We start from the raw sequence: 19287 nt of genomic DNA, 5'->3' as shown, positions 1-19287 counted from the left end.
ATTGCATTGATACCAAAGAAAATAGCATTGATACCAAAGAAAATAGCATTGATACCAAAGAAAATAGCATTTATACCAAAGAAAATAGCATTTATACCAAAGAAAATTGCATTTATACCAAAGAAAATTGCATTTATACCAAAGAAAATTGCATTTATACCAAAAAAAATATAATTAATACCAAATAAAATATAATTAATACCAAAAAAAATTGCATTTATACCAAAGAAAATTGCATTTATACCAAAAAAAATGGCATTTACACCAAAGAAAATGGCATTTATACCAAATAAAATAGAATTTATATCAAAGAAAATGGCATTAATACCAAAGAAAATAGCATTTATACCAAAGAAAATGGCATTAATACCAAAGAAAATAGCATTTATACCAAAGAAAAATGAATACCTAATTCAAAAAAAAATTGATGGTATCTCTTTTTTATATATTTTTACAAAAAAAACGCCCATGACTATACATACTGGAAAATTACTGACTGCTTATTTTGAAAAAAACAGAACTTACCGTGCTTATTTGGCTAAATTGTTGGGGATTAGTTATAATTCGTTGTTGCATTATCAAAAGCGAGATAGTATTCAAACCCGTACTTTATTAGAAATTTCGACCCACACGAAGCACAATTTTTTTATGGACATGGCACTGCAATTGCCCTTGGAATATACCACAACGACCGATCCGTTTTTTGAGAAAAACCAACGCATAGCCGAGCTTGAAGCCGAAAACGAAGCCTTGAAAGTAAAAATGGAGCTGTTATTAACGCTATTGAAAAAATAGTTTTTTTGGCAAAAAAATGGATATAATACCAAATATACATTTAAAATAGTCCAATCTATTGGTTCTTTTTTGCTAAAATTATCCAAAAAAAATAGTTCCGTAGCCCAGCTATGCAACGATTTTTTTTGAAAATTTTTTCTAATAAATAACTACGCATCTTTGGACTATTTTATAAATATATTTGGTATCATTTTGGACACATTTAAAATTTCTAGATTCCTACTTTTGTATTGTTAATCCTTGTCCGAGCATGAGGTAGCATCTGCACGAAAAATAATACGTAAATTCTTCTGTATTGCTTGAGGTTCTTTTGATGGCTAGCGTACCGTTATAGGCTTTATAGGTTTGACCTTGATGTTCAATTGTCAGATTTTGTAACTATATTGAGGGAACGGTAAATTAAGCATTATCAAATGGAACAAAAATGCCATTTGCCAAATATTTTTTTGGGCTAAATGGTCAGTTGAATGGTTATTTTAAATCCACAACGTTGCTCGTTTTCAAAAGCGGGTTGTTTGATAATGCTGTAAATTTTGTTGGGAAACCGCTGTTGCAAAACACGAATTCTTTCCGCAATAATCGACATGCCTTTTGAAACGTGGCTTTTGTGAGTTGGTTTATCTATGAGTCCATACCCATTGTCCACAATTTCTATTGTCAAATGGTTTTGATTTTGAGAAATATTCAAATCTATTTGACCAGTACCGTCGTCAATATGCGAAATACCATGCAAAACGGCATTTTCCAAAAAAGGTTGAATAATCATGTTGGGTATTACTATTTCTTGAAGCGGGTTTTGAACAGCTACTTGTATATCAAAAGCAAATCTGCTAAAACGCAGCTGTTCTAATTCCATATACAGCTGCAATCGTTTTAATTCTTCGTCTAAAGTGATGAATGTTTCTGAAGCATGTAGTAAAAACAGCCTAATCAATTTGGACAATTTGCCTAAATAATCGCTGCTTTGTTTTGTTTGATTGGTATTTACATAATATTGAATGGCATTTAAACTATTGAATACAAAATGGGGATTCATCATAGCCGACAAGGCACTTTGTTTTAACTCTGCCATTTTCAAATTGACCTCGTTTTCATAATCTTGCTTGGTTTTTTGGCGATGCAATTCTATTCTAAAAACGGCATAAATGATAATCAAAAACAACATTATACCCCCTAGTCCAAACCACCATTTGAGATAAAAGGGATAAGCCTTTTGAATGACAATTTGTTGGGTCTTCCAACTGGAGTTGATGTCTTTGATTCTAATCAAAACTTTGGTGGTGCCATAGGGTAACTTTAACAATTCCAAATAATTTGTAGGAATGTTAATCCAATTGGATTGGTCTAATTTATACTGAATGATTTGATTTTTGGGCGATAAATAATTGGTAATTTGAAACAAAATTTTCAAGTAATCGTCGTCTGTCTTCAAAAAAATAGTATTTCCTTTCAATTCATACAGTTGATTGGTTTTATAATTTTTTACCGTAAAATGTAGTGGTTCTTGCTGCGTTGAAAATACCGAAAAAGGGATTTTGGCCAAGCCGTTTGAAGTAGCAACAAATAAATTGTTTTTATAAAAATGAATATCGGTAACATCATTATTGGGCAAATAATTGTATTTGTTAAAAACAAATGAATGATTGGCATTTACTTTGAACAAACCATTTTTAGTGGCAAGCCAAATGTCGTTTTTTTGTATCATTATTTTGTTTATAATTTCAAACGAAGCATCATTTACTGTCGAAATGGTTTTGATTATTTTGTCTTTAAACCAAAAATGCAGTTTCTTGTCTTCGGCTATTAGAAGCGTATCTCCCTTAAAAACCATGTCTGAAATAAAACCTTTGGAATCAAATAAAATCTTTTTTTTGATTAAATTAGGTTTTTTTATTTCGCCTATAAACAATTGATTACCCACATTATAATAAATGGTATCATGATGATTGACAACATTATAGTACCTAAAATTATTGGGGTTTAAAATGTAGTTTTCATTATCAAAATGGTCGTCGGACAAAAACAATTCATTGGAAGAGTAATACAAATATTGGTTGTTTTTGAGACTGCAATATTTTTTAAAATTGTAAGCCATCACATTCTTATATACTTTTTTGCAATGATAATTGGGATTGAAAGCAAAAAAAGCAGGTGTTCCTTTGAAGTATCCTAATGAAAAATCAGACGATTGAGGAATTGCAATTGGGCTAAGATTTGTTTTGTTGATTTGTAAAAACTGGTATCGATTTGAAACATATAAAGCTTGATCTAGCACAAAAAAAGATTTAAAAAAATCCAATTTATTTGGAGTAAAATACTGAAAAACAGCGGTGTTTGGCACACATATCAAGCCATTTTCATTGGTAGCTATCCACATGCGGCCTTTAGAATCTTTAAAAATTTTGTTAATATTTTGGTTGCTATTCAAACCAATAAGCGGATGTATGGCATCCCACTTTTGGTTACTGTATCTAAACAAACCTTTTTTTTGAAGCAGGAGCCAAATGTTATTTTCGTTGTCTATTTCAACACCAAAACGGTTTACTTCATTGAGCAACGGATAAGGCAAAGCTACTTTTTCTAATAAATGTCCATTGCTATCAACAATAAATAAGTGTTGGTTTGCCACAAAAACCCAATCGTTTTTTCTTTTTTTTATGACATATATTTTACCTCCGTTTGCAGGTATATTCCACGAAAAAGGCAGCTCGTTTTTAGCGTCAAAAAACGACATCGTTTCATACAAATAATTGAATACTAAAGGTTTGTTGTATTCTGGATTATTCAAATAAAAAATAGATTTATCAAGTTTGTTGTTTTTATAAAAAGAAAAAACGATATTGATTTCACTGCTTTTAGTTTTGCTATTAAAATTAGATATATAGGTTTTTACACAAATTTCGTTGTTTTTCAAAAAGAAAACTTCATCAACAGATAAGGCATCAATTGGGGTGGTATGAAAACGATTGTTTTTGAATATTTGACATTTGCCGTTATAATTACCAATTAACAATTCGCCTTTTTTATTGTATTGCAAACCAATAACATAAGGTTTGTTCAATCCGTCGCTGGTATTGAGATTTTGAAAATGCAGGCCATCAAAAAACGAAATGCCGTTGTCTGTTCCTAAAGTTATGATGCCATTTGGCGATTCTTTAATATCATAAATGGTATTGCTTGGCAATCCGTCGTCTGTAGTATAAGCATACCTAAAAAAACGACTCTGTCCAAACAATTGAAACGACAACAATAAACAAATCAATACTATTTTTTTCAAAGTTACAATCCTATTAGTCTGTTTTTCAACTCTTTGACACTACGTCTGGAAACAGGCAATTTAACATTGTTTTTCAATACTACCTGATATTTTTCGGTAGTTTGTATGCTGTTACAACTTGTTAAATTCACCAAAAACGATTTATGAATTCTATAAAAATCTTGTCCTAACAAGGTTTCAAAATGTTTTAGGGTTTTAGATAAAATCATTTTGGTATTATTTTCAAAGAATATCTTACATATATTATCTATCCCTTGAATGTAAATGATGTCTTCTTTACAAACAAATCGTTTAGTATCTGAATTTTGCAATAATATTTTTTCTGATTTGGGTTCAATAGCAGCATTCAATTGCTGATGAGCCAAATATTTTTTATGTATTCGTTCCATGGCAACGGTCAAATCATCTAATACAATGGGCTTCAATACGTAATCAACGGCACCTGCTTTGATGGCTTTTAAGGCAAATTCTTCAAAAGCGGTAATAAAAATAACGTCAAAAGCCCGCTCTGGGAACAAGTCCAACAAGTCGAAGCCATTTCCTGTGGGCATTTGAATGTCTAAAAAAACCAAATCCACATGCTGTTTCAAAATCAATTCGCTAGCGGCATGAATGTTTGTAAATGTCCCAACAATTTGAATCCACGGAAAATAACTATCCATATAAAATACTATATTTTTGATATTCAGCAACTCGTCGTCTATGATGATGGTCTTCATTTGCATGGGAATTTTCGTTTAAAAATGAAAGTAAAATTAAAAATAATTATTGAATAACAGTTTGTTTTTTGATAAATTATTCAAATAAAATACATTTTTGATATACAAAACGTGTTGTTTTTTACTTTTATACCTATTTAATTCCCAAAACAATAGATATTAAAAGTAATTATAATATTGTCCAAATGTGTGAGTTGGGGTGTAAATTTTGAAAGAAAACAATAAAATTTATACCTTCTCTTTTTTTGATTAGTTATTGTAGCTTCGTCTCCCTCCCCTTTGGGGAGGGTCGGGGAGGGGACTATATATTTTTTATCCTCCCCCTGTCCCCCTCCAAAGGAGGGGGTGACATTAACTGAAAATAATACAAAATGAAATACTCTAAAACGTCCGAAGAAAATTTCATTAAAATCATTTATAATTTACACCCCATGTGTGAGGGCTTATATTTAGATGGTTATTTTACCTACAAATAAAGTAAATAAGACTTTATAATAATTTCTTTTAAGTTGAGGCTTGCCCTTGAGGCTTCTTATATCATTTTGATGTATTTTGGTAAATTAATAAAATTATTTATATTTGTAAACTCGCTCCAAAAAAACAAATTATTTTTTATCAAAGCGAAAAAAACTGTTTTTATGACCCTTTTTAAAACATTATTTTCTTTTATTAAAAAAAAAGAAAAAACATCGTATATGAAAAAATTTCTTATAGTTGGTCTTGGCAACATTGGTCCAGAATATGTAAACACCCGTCATAACATTGGGTTTAAAATTGTTGATTTTTTAGCAAAAGAGGAAGGATTGACATTTGAAAATGTAAAACTGGGGGCTGTTTGTGAATTAAAACATAAAGGTAAAATTTTTATTTTACTCAAGCCCAATACCTATATGAATTTGAGTGGCAAAGCAGTCCATTATTGGATGGACAAAGAAAAAATTCCTTTAGAAAACATTTTGGTCATAACAGACGATTTGAATTTGTCATTTGGCTCTATTCGAATAAGACCAAAAGGGAGCGATGGCGGACACAATGGTTTAAAAAACATCAACTTAATATTGAACACAAACGACTATGCTCGGTTTCGATTTGGCATTAGTGATGCTTTCAAAAAAGGCAAACAAGTAGATTATGTATTAGGCAATTGGGATCCAAAAGAACAAGAACTCCTTCCTGAAAGATTGGCACTTGGAGCATCAATAATAAAGTCTTTTGGCACGGCTGGCATAGGCAATACCATGACGGCTTTTAATGGAAAATAATTTTAAACAAAAAAAATACACTTGTTTTTGTGTTATTGATATTTTTTATAATAATTTTTTATAAATTAGCCAATTATTTTGATTTTTGAATATTTATTAAATTACAATTAAGAATGAAACATTTATATAAAATCCAATTATTGTTGCTAACCCTTTGTTTTTCAGGCTGGGCACAACAAAAAATGTCGGTTGAAGCTATTTATACAGGCACCTTTAGGGCAAAAGGTATGGACGAATTGCAATCGATGAAAAATGCAAACCAATATACCGTACTCAATACGGATTATAATAATAGAACGATGCAAATAGACGTTTATGATTTTGCTACGCTCAACAAAATAAAAACAATTATCGACACCAAAAACCATCCACTATTGACGGACGGCATTGACAGCTTTTTGTTTAGCAACGATGAGAAAAAAATGTTGATTGCCAATAATACCAATCCCATTTACAGACATTCGTTTACGGCAGATTATTTTCTTTATGTACCCGAAACCCGCGAATTATCTAAAATTTTAGAACAAGTACAAGAACCTACATTTTCGCCAGATGGCAGCAAAATAGCTTTTGCCAAACAAAACAACCTTTATATATACGATGTAAACACCAAAAAAACAACCCAAATAACTACCGATGGACAAAAAAATCGTGTCATTAATGGTATTACCGACTGGGTTTATGAAGAAGAGTTTGCTTATGTTAGGGCTTTTGATTGGAGTACAGACAGCCAACACTTGGCTTTTATAAAATTTGACGAAACTCAAGTGCCCGAATTTTCGATGAACCTATTTGGAAAAGATTTGTACCCAAAAATAGAAACTTTTAAATATCCAAAAGCGGGCGAAAAAAACTCAAAAGTATCGTTGCATTTGTACCATTTAAACAACAATGCTGTACAAAACATTGATTTGTCTGGCTATAATGATTTTTATATTGCCCGACTCAAATGGACAAACGAGGCTGCATTTGTATCGGTTCAGGTATTGAATAGGCATCAAAACAATTTAGATTTACTTTTTGTTGATGTCAATTCTGGAAAATCCAAAATCGTATTGAACGAAAAAGATGCTGCCTATGTAGATGTAACAGATAACTTAACTTTTTTGAAAGACAATAGCTTTATTTGGACATCAGAAAAAGACGGTTTCAATCATATCTATCTTTATGATAAAACTGGAAAATTAAAAAATCAAATTACCAAAGGAAATTGGGAAGTAACCAACTACTATGGCTTTGACGAAAAAACCAAAACCGTTTTTTATCAATCCGTAGAAAACGGTTCTATTAATAGAGACGTGTATAAAATAAGTCTCGATGGCAAAAACAAACAACGTCTTTCGTTACAAACGGGTACAAGTAGTGCCACATTTAGCCCTAATTATGACTACTTTATACAAACGTATTCGAGTGCTACCCAACCAACTACCTATACTTTGAACGAGGCTAAAACGGGCAAAGTAATTCAGATTGTGGAGCAAAACCAAGCATTGTCTGACAAATTAAAACCATACCATTTGCCAAGCAAAGAATTTTTTGTATTAAAAACAGAAAAAGGAAATGAGCTTAATGCTTGGATGATCAAACCAAAAGATTTTGACCCAACAAAAAAATACCCTGTTTTTATGTATCAATATTCAGGGCCAGGCTCTCAACAAGTAAACAATGATTGGAACGGCACAGACGATTATTGGTTTATGATGTTGGCACAAGAGGGCTATATTGTTGCCTGTGTTGACGGAAGAGGAACAGGATTTAAAGGAGCGGCTTTTAAAAAATGTACCCAATTACAACTAGGAAAATATGAAGTAGAAGATCAAATCGATGCTGCAAAAGTAATAGGAAATTATCCTTATGTTGACAAAACAAGAATAGGCATTTTTGGTTGGTCTTATGGCGGATTTATGGCCAGTAATTGTATTTTGAAAGGAGCAGATGTTTTCAAAATGGCCATTGCGGTGGCTCCCGTAACCAATTGGCGTTTTTACGACAGCATTTATACCGAAAGATACATGCAAACCCCACAAGAAAATGCCAGCGGCTATGATGATAATTCGCCTATCAACCATGTAAATAAATTAAAAAGCAGCTTTTTATTAATCCACGGTTCGGGCGATGACAATGTGCATGTTCAAAACAGTATGCAAATGATGGAAGCCTTGATTCAAGCCAATAAACAATTTGATTCTCAAATTTATCCAGATAAAAACCATGGCATTTATGGAGGCAAAACAAGAATTCAATTGTATAATAAAATGACTAACTTTATTAAAGAAAAATTATAACAAATGACAGCAATAAAAACTTCAGAACAAACCCTTTTTGGACACCCAAAAGGGTTGTTCATTTTATTTTTTACCGAAATGTGGGAACGATTTTCATTTTATGGAATGAAAGCCCTACTTATTTTTTATTTAACAAAATACCATTTGTTTTCAGATGATTCAGGAAATTCCTTAATTGGTAGTTATGCTGCTTTAGTCTATGCCGTGCCTGTTATTGGTGGCTTTATTGCCGATAAATATTTAGGTTTTAGAAAAGCCATTATTTTTGGGGGTATCATGCTGGTTTTGGGGCATTTAGGCATGGCATACGAAGGCAATGCCGCCACACGATCCATGACGGGCGAAATTGTTAGAGACAATCAAGCCTTGCAAGTGTTTTATTTTTCATTGTCCTTAATTATTGTTGGTGTTGGTTTTCTTAAAGCAAATATTTCGTCTTTAGTAGGTGAAATGTATAAAGTGGGCGACAAAAGAAGAGATTCTGGATTTACTATTTTCTACATGGGTATCAATTTAGGGTCGTTTTTGGCAACTATTATTTGTGCTTGGCTAGGCGAAAATTTTGGTTGGAGTTATGGCTTTGGCGCTGCGGGTGTAGGAATGTTTTTTGGATTGCTTACTTTTATTTCTGGCAAACGATTTTTGGAAGGAAAAGGCGAATCAAAAGTACCAGCGTTTTTGGAAAAAAAATCATTTGGATTCAAAAACGAATGGTTGATTTATATGGTAAGTGCATTGTCGGCTTTCTTTTTTTGGCAAATGGTACAAAACCACAATGCCGTTTCATGGATTTTGAAAATAGCTGGAGGTATTTCATTTTTATACATTGTCTATTTTACAGCAACCCAACTTTCAGGAAAAGAAAGAGACCAATTGATAGCCTTAACCATTCTTATTGTTTTCACCATTGTTTTTTGGGCTTTGTTTGAACAAGCTTATACGTCTTTAAATTTATTTGCCGACAGAATTATCGACCGAAACGTGTTTGGGTTTCAACTAACTGCAGGTCAGTTTTTAAGTTTTAATGCCCTTTTTATTATTTTATTAGCGCCTGCTTTTGCATGGTTATGGGTAAAATTAGGGGCCTACAATCCAAATACTGCTGTAAAATTTGCCTTAGCTCTAATACTTGTAGGGCTAGGTTTTGGCTCGTTGGTATTGGGTATAAACGTGTCTGAAACTGGAAAAGTTGCCGCTTTTTGGTTAATTTTAACTTATTTTTTACATACTTGCGGAGAATTAAGCTTGTCTCCCGTTGGCTTGTCTGCAGTTACAAAACTATCGCCAGTAAAAATAGTTGGTTTTATGATGGGGGTTTGGTTTTTGGCAACAGCAAGTTCCGAATTTATCGCCTCTGTATTAGCCAATATTGCTTCTATCGACACTACTAACGGAACAGCACCCGATTTGAATCTTGCAAAGCAAAGCTACTTGAAACTTTTTGAATACTTGTTTTATACAGGATTGGGTTTTGGAGCTATTTTACTTATAGTATCGCCATTAATAAAAAAATTAATGCACGGTGTGGACAAAGAACTAAATAACTAAACTATGAATACAGAAAACTCTACCGATCAATTTTTTAAAAGTACCGTACTCGGTCATCCTAGCGGCTTATTTGTTTTATTTTTTACCGAAATGTGGGAACGATTTTCATTTTATGGAATGAGAGCCCTACTTGTAATGTTTTTTACAGCAACGGCTATCAATGGCGGCTGGGATTGGACTCGTGAACAAGCTATGGCACTTTTTGGGTCCTATGTTGGGCTTGTTTACCTATCTACCATGATGGGGGGCTATTTTGCCGATAAAGTAATTGGCTACCGCTGGGCAGTAGTAATTGGTGCTTTATTGATGACATTAGGTCATGGCTCTATGGCATTAGAATCGCCTTTTTTTATCTATATAGGCTCATTTTGTTAGTATTTGGAAATGGTTTTTTTAAACCCAATATGACTTCAATTGTGTCTGAAATGTACAAAGACAGACCAGAAAAGAAAGATGGTGCATATACCATTTTTTATATGGGTGTAAACTCTGGAGCCTTTTTCGGTATCGTTTTATGTGGCTACCTAGGAGAGCAAGTCGGCTGGAATTGGGGCTTTGGTTTAGCCGGAATATTTATGCTGTTTGGTTTAATTCAATTTTGGCTGTCTCAAAATATATTTGGAGATATCGGTTTAAAACCCGTAAAAAAAGAAGTAGCACTTACAGACGAGAATAACGACAAATTAAATCCTTTTCCCGTTTGGCAATTGGCTCTTATTGGACTAATGACCGTTTTGGGACTGCTTTGGATTGTTTTTGAACCCGCCAAAATTATTTCTAATGGCAACATCGACATTTTCAATTTTGAGTTATTTGGATTAACAGGAAATAATTTAACTATATTAGTAGCCATTGGTTTATTCCTATTTCTATTGGTTTATAGATTAATGAATTACGCTCAAATTACTAAAGAAAAAATGATTGCCGTTTCGTTTTTTGCCTTTCTAACCATTTTCTTTTGGGCTATTTTTGAACAATCACCAGGAACATTAACCATTTTTGCAAAAGATTATACCAATAGAGTACTCGATGGAAGTGCAGGAACGATTTTCAAAATTGTCAATGCCGGAATTGTTGTAGTGCCGTTAGGCATCATTACATGGGTTTTATTATTACTATTCAAACAAACATTTGCAAAATATGCGGTGGCCAATTTAGTTTTGGCTTCTAGTTTTGTAATCATTTGGGGGATAGCTATTTGGATGTTGAAAAATCAATTTACAGACGAATCTTTAGAAGTACCCGCCTCGTGGTTTTCTTCACTAAATTCATTATATATTATAGCATTAGCTCCTTTATTTTCAAAATGGTGGGAAAGTAAATACAATCCTTCGGCAAATATGAAATATGCTTTAGGAATGGTTTTTCTAGCTATTGGGATGATGGTAGTGGCTATTGGTGCAAATGGCATTGCTCCTGGAGCCAAAACGGCTTCTGTAAGCATGATTTACTTGATTTTAGTGTATCTGTTTGTTACCATGGCCGAGTTGTGTATTTCGCCCGTGGGACTTTCTTACGTAAGTAAATTAGTCCCTGCCCGAATGATAGCCATGATGTTTGGAATATGGTATTTAGCAGTTGCAATTGGTATGAAAGGTGCTGCAAAATTTGGCGAAAACATTGATAAAATAGCAGATGAAAAAGGATTAAGCTATTTCTTTTGGATGTTGGCTATTGTTTCACTTGCTGTGGCTGCTTTGTCATTTGTAATGACACCAATCATAAAAAAATTAATGCACAATATCAGATAGTGTAGTTATTTAAATAAAAATAGACCAAAAGACTAGTTGTTTTTATAAATATATTAAGTGAAAATTATCAAAATTTAACTGAATATTTCAAAAAAATCAACGGTTTTTGGTCTATTTTGTATAAAACAACAGCATGTAGGTGGGTTTGGTCGCAACTTGTTATCTTGTATTTTTATTAGCTAAAATATTACACCAAATATATATAATACCATATATATAAAATAGCCTAAAAATATACAATTATTTTTTAGAAAAAATTTCAAAAAAACTACCAAAAATAAGCTAGCAACTATTTTTTTTTGATTCTTTTTGGCATAAAAAATCCAATAAATTGGCTATTTCAAAGCTATAATTGAAATATAAACTTTAATTTTCTTTATTTTTTTGAGGTTGTCATCATAAAATCTTTTAAATAAAAAGGTTCAAAATAAGCTACGTCTTCAAATGCTGCTTTTTGAAATTTTTCATAAGCCAAATATGCCATGTCTTTTGCCGATGGGAATTGGTATTGGTCTAAAAAAACCAATCGATTGTGGCTTAATACCGTTTGACATTTTGCTAAACAATCGCCAACAAAATAAAGGGTTTGGCTGTATTGCTCAAAAGAATGTTCCGTGATAATTTCGGCTTGTACCGACCTGATTAACTGGTGGTTACAATCAAAAACAGCACTAAAAACTTCCATTCTTCGGGCATCTATCACGGGTACAATCAAACCATTTGAAACAGCAACTTGTTTAGCCAAAACTTGTAAAGTGTCGAGGGCTATGAGCGGAATATTCAAGGCATAGCACAATCCTTTTGCAGCCGACACCCCTATACGTAAGCCCGTATAAGAGCCCGGCCCCTGCCCTACTGCTATGGCTACCAAATCAGAAAATGTGATGTGTGCCTCATGCAATAAGGCTTCTATAAATACGTGCAATTGTTCGGCATGTGAATAACCTAATGTTGCCAATTCCTTATAAAATAATGTTTCGCCGTTTTTAGAAAGGGCTACCGAGCAGTTTTTAGTAGCCGTTTCTAAACTTAATATATAACCCAATGTATTGATTGATTGATTGATTGATTGATTGATTGATTGATTGATTGATTGATTGATTTAAACTATTTTTACCTATATCCAAAATAAAAAACTTGCCATAAATAGTCTTTGGGCGTTCCCCAAGGGTCGGGCTATCGGTTACAAACTACGTTCATTGAACTCAAAAAGAAATATAATAATGTAACATAATCTTTTTTGATTTTTTAAAGAAAAAAACAAAAATAGGATTTCCAGTGCTATCCCTAACGCAAATACCCTATTTATTAGAATTGAGTTACTATTTTTTATCCAAAGTCAAGCTTACTTTATCTCCTGATTGTAAATCTTTTGACACGGTAGTGTAAGGCCCTGTAATCACCTCGTCGCCTTTATGAAGTCCTTGTATGATTTCTATATTGGCATCATCTTGAATCCCTGTTTTTACAATTCTAATTTTGGCTTTGTTGCCCACTTTTACAAAAACACATTCTATTTTTTTGTCAGATTTGGCTTTTGGCATGGCATTGTCGTCTGGCACATCTATTTTTTTAATTGGTGTAGTGTCGTTTTTTACAACTACGGCACTAATAGGCACTCCAATTACATTGGTTTTTCTTTTAGTAATAATGTCCACGGTTGCAGTCATTCCTGGTCTAAAAGGAGAATAACTGGCTGGTTTGCCTTCCATTAAATCGGCATAAGATTCTTTTAAAATACGTACTTTTACTTTAAAATTGGTTACCTGATCGGCCGATGTGGTGGCGTTGGCAGCATTAGAAATGCTGGTAACGGTACCTTTGAACTCTTTTTTCAAAAAGGCATCTACTTGCACTTTTGCCTCATCGCCAATATTGATTTTTACAATATCATTTTCATTGACATCTACTTCAACTTCCATATTATTGAGGTTGGCAACTCTCATAATTTCGGTTCCTGCCATTTGTTGTGTCCCTAAAACTCGTTCGCCCAATTCTACATTCAACGACGAAATTGTACCATCGGCAGGCGAATAAATAATGGTTCTTCCCAAGTTGTCTTTGGCTTCTTTTACGGTTGCCGTAGCACTTTGAACGTTATAGTATGCGGCTTGTTTGGCGGCTTTGGCTACTTCAAAAGAAGCAGTAGCTTTATCCCAATCCGATTTGGAAATTATTCCTTTTTCAAACAAGGTTTTATTGCGTTCGTAACTGGTTTTGGCTTCGTTAAATTGGGCATCGGCCTGACCTAAACTGGCTTTTGTACCAGACAATCCTGCCACAGTTCGGTTGAGACCCGAAGTATATAAATCTGGATTTATTTTTACTAATAAATCACCTTTTTTTACAATTTGTCCTTCCTTTACCGGCAAATCTATTATTTCGCCTGACACCATTGATGAAATTTTTACTTGTACTTCGGGCTGTACTTTGCCTGTTGCCGACACCGTTTCTACGATGGTGGTTTGATTGACTTTGACGGTTTCGACGGCAAGTGCATCGGCATCATTATTGCCAATGACTTTGGTTTTTTTAAGAATTATTAACAAAATAATGATCGCTACAATGATTCCTAACAGCGTATAAATTCTTTTTTTTGACATGATATTGGGCTAATTTTATGTTGTTTTTTTATTAATTTTTAATAATTGGTATTCCAAAATACAATTCAATAATTTTTAATTTAAAAATATAATCATATTTGGTTCTCAATACTTCAGACTGTGCATTGGCCAATACTGTTTGCGATTGATTAAAATCAAAAGCATTCATCATTCCAACGGCATATTTTTCTTGAGCATAATTATAAGCTTCTTGTCTTGCCAAAAGGGTCGTTTGAGCAGCTTTGTTGGCATTCAAAGCTCCTTTTGCATTTGTATAAGCCGTATAAACGTTGCGTTCCAAGTCGATAGCTGTTTGCTCTTGTGCTATTTTAGTACGTTCCAAAGCTATTTTGGCTCTTGTAATATTGTTTTTGGCACTAAATCCATTAAATACAGGAATCGATAATTGCAATGCCACCGAATGTCCTTTATAATCGTCAAATTGAGTTAAAATAGGGGCTGCCTTTCCTGTTACTGGCAAAAAATTGGGTTGCAATACCGCTTGATTGGTCCCTTCTACATAACCTATTGGGGTTGTTGGGTTGGCCAAATTGGGAACCACGCCAACAACTCGGTCCGAATAACCTGCACGGGTAGTAAAACTGTAAAACCCAGACACCCTTGGTTGTAATGCTCCTTTTGCAATCAGCAAATCTTTTTGTGCTATTTCAAAATTGGTAGTGGCAATTTTGGGTTCTACCCTATTCTCTTTTGCTTTTTGAACAATATTTTTGGGGTCTTGTATCAATATTTCGCTTTCCGTAAGGCTTGTTGGAATATCGTCTGCTGTGTCAAAGTTCTGAAAATCATCGAGTTGCAACAATTGAGCTAAACTCAATTTTGAAATCAATAGGTTGTTTTCGGCCAAAACCACGTTTTGTTCGTTTGAAGCCACCGTTGCTTTGATGTCTAACAAATCGCCTCGTGGCACAGAGCCTGCCGCTACCAGAGCAGTCGAACGTTGCAATTGTTTTTGATTATTGGCCAATTGCTCTTTTTGAACTTTCAAATTTTCTTTGTTAAACAAAATTTGCAAATAGGCATTGGCTACATTCAAAGCCACATCGTCTTTCATTTTCAGCGATTGAAATTGTGCTGCCAATACCGACAAATTGGCCCGTCGTAATCGATTTTGGTTTTGCATTCCATTATAAATCGTAATGCCCGAATTGAGTCCTACGGAGGTGTTTTGTGTGGTTTGATTTTCTAAAATGCCAGTTGTAATGTTCTGATTCAAACCTACGTTCCAGGAATGAGTGCCACTAACATTTACCGTGGGTAAAAAATTTCCTAACGCTGCTTTTTTTTCAACCGCCGCCGATTGACTATCTAAATCAGATTGTTTGATCGAAATATTGTGTGCCAAAGCATATTGCACACAGGCCTCTAAAGTCCATTTTTGATTTTGGCTTTGAGCGGTTGTTTCGAATCCTGAAAACAATCCAAACACTACGAGCAATGGGGTTAAAAAAATCTTTTTCATCTGTTTAATAGGTCATTTTTTTATAAAATTTGAATACAAAAGTATGCGTTTATAGCGGTAAAACATGCTCTCGTTTATATTTAAAATCATGACAAAAGCCATTTGATACTAATAAAACGCAAAATTAATCAAAAAATACATGATTTGTTGTGATTTGATATTTGAATTTGACGTGAAAGTATTATTTTTGTTACAAATTATTTCATTATTTCAAAAAACAAATTTTTAACAACATTAGCCCACTATTCATTATGACAAAATTTTATTTAGGATTTATTATATTATCGCTATTATGGCTTACAAGTGCTTGTTCTACTACAAGCAAAATCGAGTCTATGAAACCCGAGCCAGACGATGCAGCGCCGTTGGTATATGAAAAAGTAGATTCTTACCTCAACATGCCCATTTCGATAAAATTGAAAGATATTGAAAATAAAACCAATGCTACACTTAATGGTTTAATATTTGACGATAGCAATTTGGAAGACGACGATATAGAATTGAAAGTTTGGAAGCAAGCACCCATTCAAATCAGCAACGAAAATGGGCGTATAAAAACCGTTTTGCCCTTAAAAATTATTGCCAAATACCGTTATGGGGTAAATAAAATGGGGGTTGATTTACGAGATACAAAAGAATTCAACCTCAATGGTGTTATCACACTTTTGAGCGAAACCCATTTGGTAAACTGGAAATTGAATACCAAAACAGAGTTCAAATCATTAGATTGGAAAGAGAGTCCTACGGTTATGGTTTTTGGCAAAAACATGCCCATCACCTATTTGATCAATCCGGCATTGAAATTATTCAAATCGAAAATTGAACAAAAAATTGATGAAAGTATAGAAAAATCAATGGATTTTAAGCCAAATGTAATGGAAGCTTTGGACAAAATTGCCACGCCATTTGAAATGAGTGCGGCCTATCAGAGTTGGTTGAGAATTGTGCCTACAGAATTGTATGCCACCGATGCCAAAATTCAGAAAGACCAATTGAATTTACAAATGGGGTTGAAATGCAATATGGAAACCTTAATTGGCAACATGCCCGAGAAACGTTTTTACAAAGACAAAACTGTTTTAAAATCTGTTAGCGATATACCAAATGCCATTGCGGCCAATATTGTGGCAGTATCTACCTATTCTGACGCCACAAACATTATCAAAAAGAATTTTGCTGGGCAAGAATTTGGTTCGGGAAGTAAAAAAGTTACCGTTCAAAACGTGGCCTTATGGCACAAACAAGGCAAAATTGTAATTGCATTAGACCTTCTTGGAAGTGTAAATGGCACGGTATATTTGACAGGATTTCCACAATATAACGATCAAACCAAAGAAATCTTTTTTGATCAAATGGATTATGCCCTAGATACTAAAAGTTCTTTGCTCCGAACCGCAAATTGGCTGGCACAAGGTGTTATTTTGAAAAAAATACAGCAAATGTGTCGGTATTCCATTGCACCAAATTTGGACGAAGCCAAAAAAAGCATGAAACAATACCTTACCAATTATAGCCCCATGCCAGGCGTTTTTGTAAACGGAAAAATAGACGATATTACTTTTCAAAAAATCCAACTAACCAACAAAGCCATTGTGGCATTTGTGAAAGTAAATGGCAATGTAAATGTAGCTGTTGATGGTTTAAAATAATTTTGAATTAAACCAAAATACAAATCTTTGTCAGGGTTGATGCTTTGACAAAGGTTTCATTTACTAATTGAATCTAGCTAATCAATCCCATTTTATTTGTTGCACCACAACCCCCTAAACCGTGCCAACCTGCATTTTCGTATCCAACGCCTTGGTATAAACTTGAGGCAATACTGCTAACGGCTCCTGCGGTAAAGCCAACCTACAACGCTATTTGTTTTTACAAAAATATAAAAATAGTTTTTAAAACACTATTTTTTTTAAGAAATTTTAAAAACAATTGGACGAATAGCGACAAAATAACCCTTTTAAAATTACTGATAAAATGCTAACAACAAAAAAGTTTAAAGATTATTTCGCTAAAAATGTAGCGACTTTATAAAGCAAAAAAGCCGAGCATCGCTCGGCTTTTCTATGTTTATTCAAAAAATAATGTTTCAGAAACTTTTAATTCTTTCCTTTTAGTTAGATAATTTTCTTTTGAAAAAGGTCCATAAACCTCCTGCTTTTGCTTATCAATTATGTAATAATTAATTTTTCTTGAAAACATTTCTTTAAAATAAGGGTCTTCTTTTATAATTTTTGAAGCAATTTTACCCAAAGTATCAAAACTTCTCACATTGCTTTCAGGTAAAATTTCCCTAGATATTTCTTTATGCCAAATCGAATCTGTCCAAATTTTTGATTGCATAAATTTTTCAACATCTTTAGTGATTTTTATAGAGTCTTTCATATATAACAAAAACCCATATTTGCCCCTTAATTTTTCTGTAAATGAAATTACAATCTCTTTCTTTTTAGTTTCTTGTTCGATTATAATAAATTCTTTATCAAACGCAAAATTCTTTACAAAAGGATAAATCCCTTGACCAAAACCGTAACTGTCATTTGCATATATTTCTGTTAAAGTTCCTTTTTTGATACACAAATAATCTTTACCAAGATTTACATTTATATCATCACTTTCAAACTTACAAGAACTGCATAATAAATAGATAATTAAAGTTGTTTTTTTCATCTTACTATTTATTTGGATTGAAGTTTAATGTTGCGTTGCCCTTAAAATTAATCATATATCCTGTTCCTGAACCTGCGGCGATATTTCCAAGAACTGTACCAACATTTCTAACAAAACCAGATGCAGAATTAAACCAAGGACTACCAACATCAGCACCAACATCAAAATTATACATATTGGGCGAAATCGAAACTTTATTTCCTCCTTGATAAGTAAACTCTAATTCGCCATATAAAGCTCCTTCTCCTCCCCAAAAATCTGAAAACAATAAATTTACTCCTACTTTTGTTCCAACTGCCATCCCTTTAAATAAATTTGGGTCGACACCATCCATACTTAAAGAAGATGCATTTATATTAATTGCCTTGCCACCACCATTTCTGTACCAATATTCTAATTCTATTAAAGCTATCTTACCATCTCCATCAACATCAGCATTTGTAATTCGAGAACCATCGGCTCTAACCAAAGGGTCTCTTTTCTTGCCCGGTGGGTCAATCTGATGCATTGCGTGATTCAAAGCACTTACAAACAACCCTGTAACGGCCCCTTGCCAGAAGTTGCCTCCTGTTAGGCTTGCTCCTGCGGCACCCATAACTGTTCCAAAGGCAATGTGCCAATAGAGTTGTTTAGCCCCAAATAGCTCCTAAACCCTTATGAGTAGTTGTTACTGTATCCGAAAATGTCCCAACATGATATGTATTTGAACTAGACCCTCCTTGCCAAACACTACTTGCAATACTGCTAACGGCTCCTGCAGCAAAGCCACCCTACAACGCTATTTATAATGACAAATATAATAATTGATTTTATATAATGTCATTTTTTTAAGAAAATTATTTTTATCAAAAATGTATTGATATAAATTCAAAAAATAATTGGACGAATAGCGACAAA

The 19287-nt window shown here is 33.4% G+C and carries 12 protein-coding genes and 1 pseudogene; 6 read left to right on the top strand and 7 right to left on the bottom strand.

Annotated features, from left to right (window positions below; all coding sequences use genetic code 11):
- The first annotated feature begins 252 nt into the window (after positions 1-252).
- Positions 253-795 (top strand): hypothetical protein, encoded by a 543-nt coding sequence (locus FBFL15_RS02350; protein WP_014083067.1) that lies wholly within the window; start codon positions 253-255, stop codon positions 793-795.
- A gap of 451 nt (positions 796-1246) precedes the next feature.
- Here the strand turns inward: FBFL15_RS02350 and FBFL15_RS02345 are convergent, their stop codons facing one another.
- Both FBFL15_RS02345 and FBFL15_RS02340 read right to left on the bottom strand, forming a co-directional pair.
- Positions 1247-4072: a sensor histidine kinase gene (locus FBFL15_RS02345; RefSeq protein ID WP_014083066.1), complete on the bottom strand. Its 2826-nt coding sequence runs from the start codon at positions 4070-4072 to the stop codon at positions 1247-1249.
- 2 nt (positions 4073-4074) lie between these two features.
- Positions 4075-4791 carry a LytR/AlgR family response regulator transcription factor gene (locus FBFL15_RS02340; RefSeq protein ID WP_158309084.1) on the bottom strand — a complete coding sequence of 239 codons (717 nt, stop codon included), beginning with the start codon at positions 4789-4791 and terminating at the stop codon, positions 4075-4077.
- Positions 4792-5486: 695 nt separating this feature from the next.
- Here FBFL15_RS02340 and pth point away from each other — a divergent pair.
- The 4 genes and pseudogenes from pth (at position 5487) to FBFL15_RS15660 (ending at position 11637) form a co-directional block, all read left to right on the top strand.
- The gene (gene pth / locus FBFL15_RS02335; RefSeq protein ID WP_014083064.1) at positions 5487-6053 is read left to right on the top strand and encodes an aminoacyl-tRNA hydrolase; all 567 of its coding nucleotides are present in this window, start codon (positions 5487-5489) and stop codon (positions 6051-6053) included.
- A 113-nt stretch (positions 6054-6166) separates the two neighbouring features.
- Positions 6167-8338, top strand: coding sequence for a S9 family peptidase (locus FBFL15_RS02330; protein ID WP_014083063.1), 2172 nt, complete (start codon positions 6167-6169; stop codon positions 8336-8338).
- Between the two features lie 3 nt (positions 8339-8341).
- Complete coding sequence (locus FBFL15_RS02325) at positions 8342-9886, top strand: peptide MFS transporter (protein ID WP_014083062.1); 1545 nt, start codon at positions 8342-8344, stop codon at positions 9884-9886.
- Positions 9887-9889: 3 nt separating this feature from the next.
- Positions 9890-11637: pseudogene (locus tag FBFL15_RS15660) on the top strand (peptide MFS transporter).
- Between the two features lie 376 nt (positions 11638-12013).
- On the opposite strand, the gene tsaB reads toward FBFL15_RS15660, so the two are convergent.
- The 3 genes from tsaB to FBFL15_RS02300 all read right to left on the bottom strand — a co-directional run bounded on the left by tsaB (position 12014) and on the right by FBFL15_RS02300 (position 15723).
- Positions 12014-12682 carry a tRNA (adenosine(37)-N6)-threonylcarbamoyltransferase complex dimerization subunit type 1 TsaB gene (gene tsaB, locus FBFL15_RS02310; RefSeq protein ID WP_014083061.1) on the bottom strand — a complete coding sequence of 223 codons (669 nt, stop codon included), beginning with the start codon at positions 12680-12682 and terminating at the stop codon, positions 12014-12016.
- Between the two features lie 277 nt (positions 12683-12959).
- On the bottom strand, positions 12960-14240 hold the full coding sequence (locus FBFL15_RS02305; RefSeq protein WP_014083060.1) for an efflux RND transporter periplasmic adaptor subunit: 1281 nt from the start codon (positions 14238-14240) through the stop codon (positions 12960-12962).
- Positions 14241-14271: 31 nt separating this feature from the next.
- Positions 14272-15723: a TolC family protein gene (locus FBFL15_RS02300; protein WP_014083059.1), complete on the bottom strand. Its 1452-nt coding sequence runs from the start codon at positions 15721-15723 to the stop codon at positions 14272-14274.
- 251 nt (positions 15724-15974) lie between these two features.
- On the opposite strand from FBFL15_RS02300, the gene FBFL15_RS02295 reads away from it, so the two are divergent.
- Entirely contained in the window at positions 15975-17372 is a 1398-nt protein-coding gene (locus FBFL15_RS02295) for a DUF4403 family protein (protein WP_014083058.1), read from the top strand.
- 418 nt (positions 17373-17790) lie between these two features.
- On the opposite strand, the gene FBFL15_RS02290 is transcribed toward FBFL15_RS02295, so the two are convergent.
- Positions 17791-18390 (bottom strand): DUF3997 domain-containing protein, encoded by a 600-nt coding sequence (locus FBFL15_RS02290; protein ID WP_014083057.1) that lies wholly within the window; start codon positions 18388-18390, stop codon positions 17791-17793.
- A gap of 4 nt (positions 18391-18394) precedes the next feature.
- Positions 18395-18985 carry a hypothetical protein gene (locus FBFL15_RS02285; protein WP_014083056.1) on the bottom strand — a complete coding sequence of 197 codons (591 nt, stop codon included), beginning with the start codon at positions 18983-18985 and terminating at the stop codon, positions 18395-18397.
- Positions 18986-19287 lie beyond the last annotated feature (302 nt).

The organism is Flavobacterium branchiophilum FL-15 (assembly GCF_000253275.1).
In the GTDB taxonomy this organism is placed as follows: domain Bacteria; phylum Bacteroidota; class Bacteroidia; order Flavobacteriales; family Flavobacteriaceae; genus Flavobacterium; species Flavobacterium branchiophilum.
The sequence above is the reverse complement of the archived record's forward strand: the minus strand, read 5'-3'. Positions and strand labels throughout refer to the sequence as shown.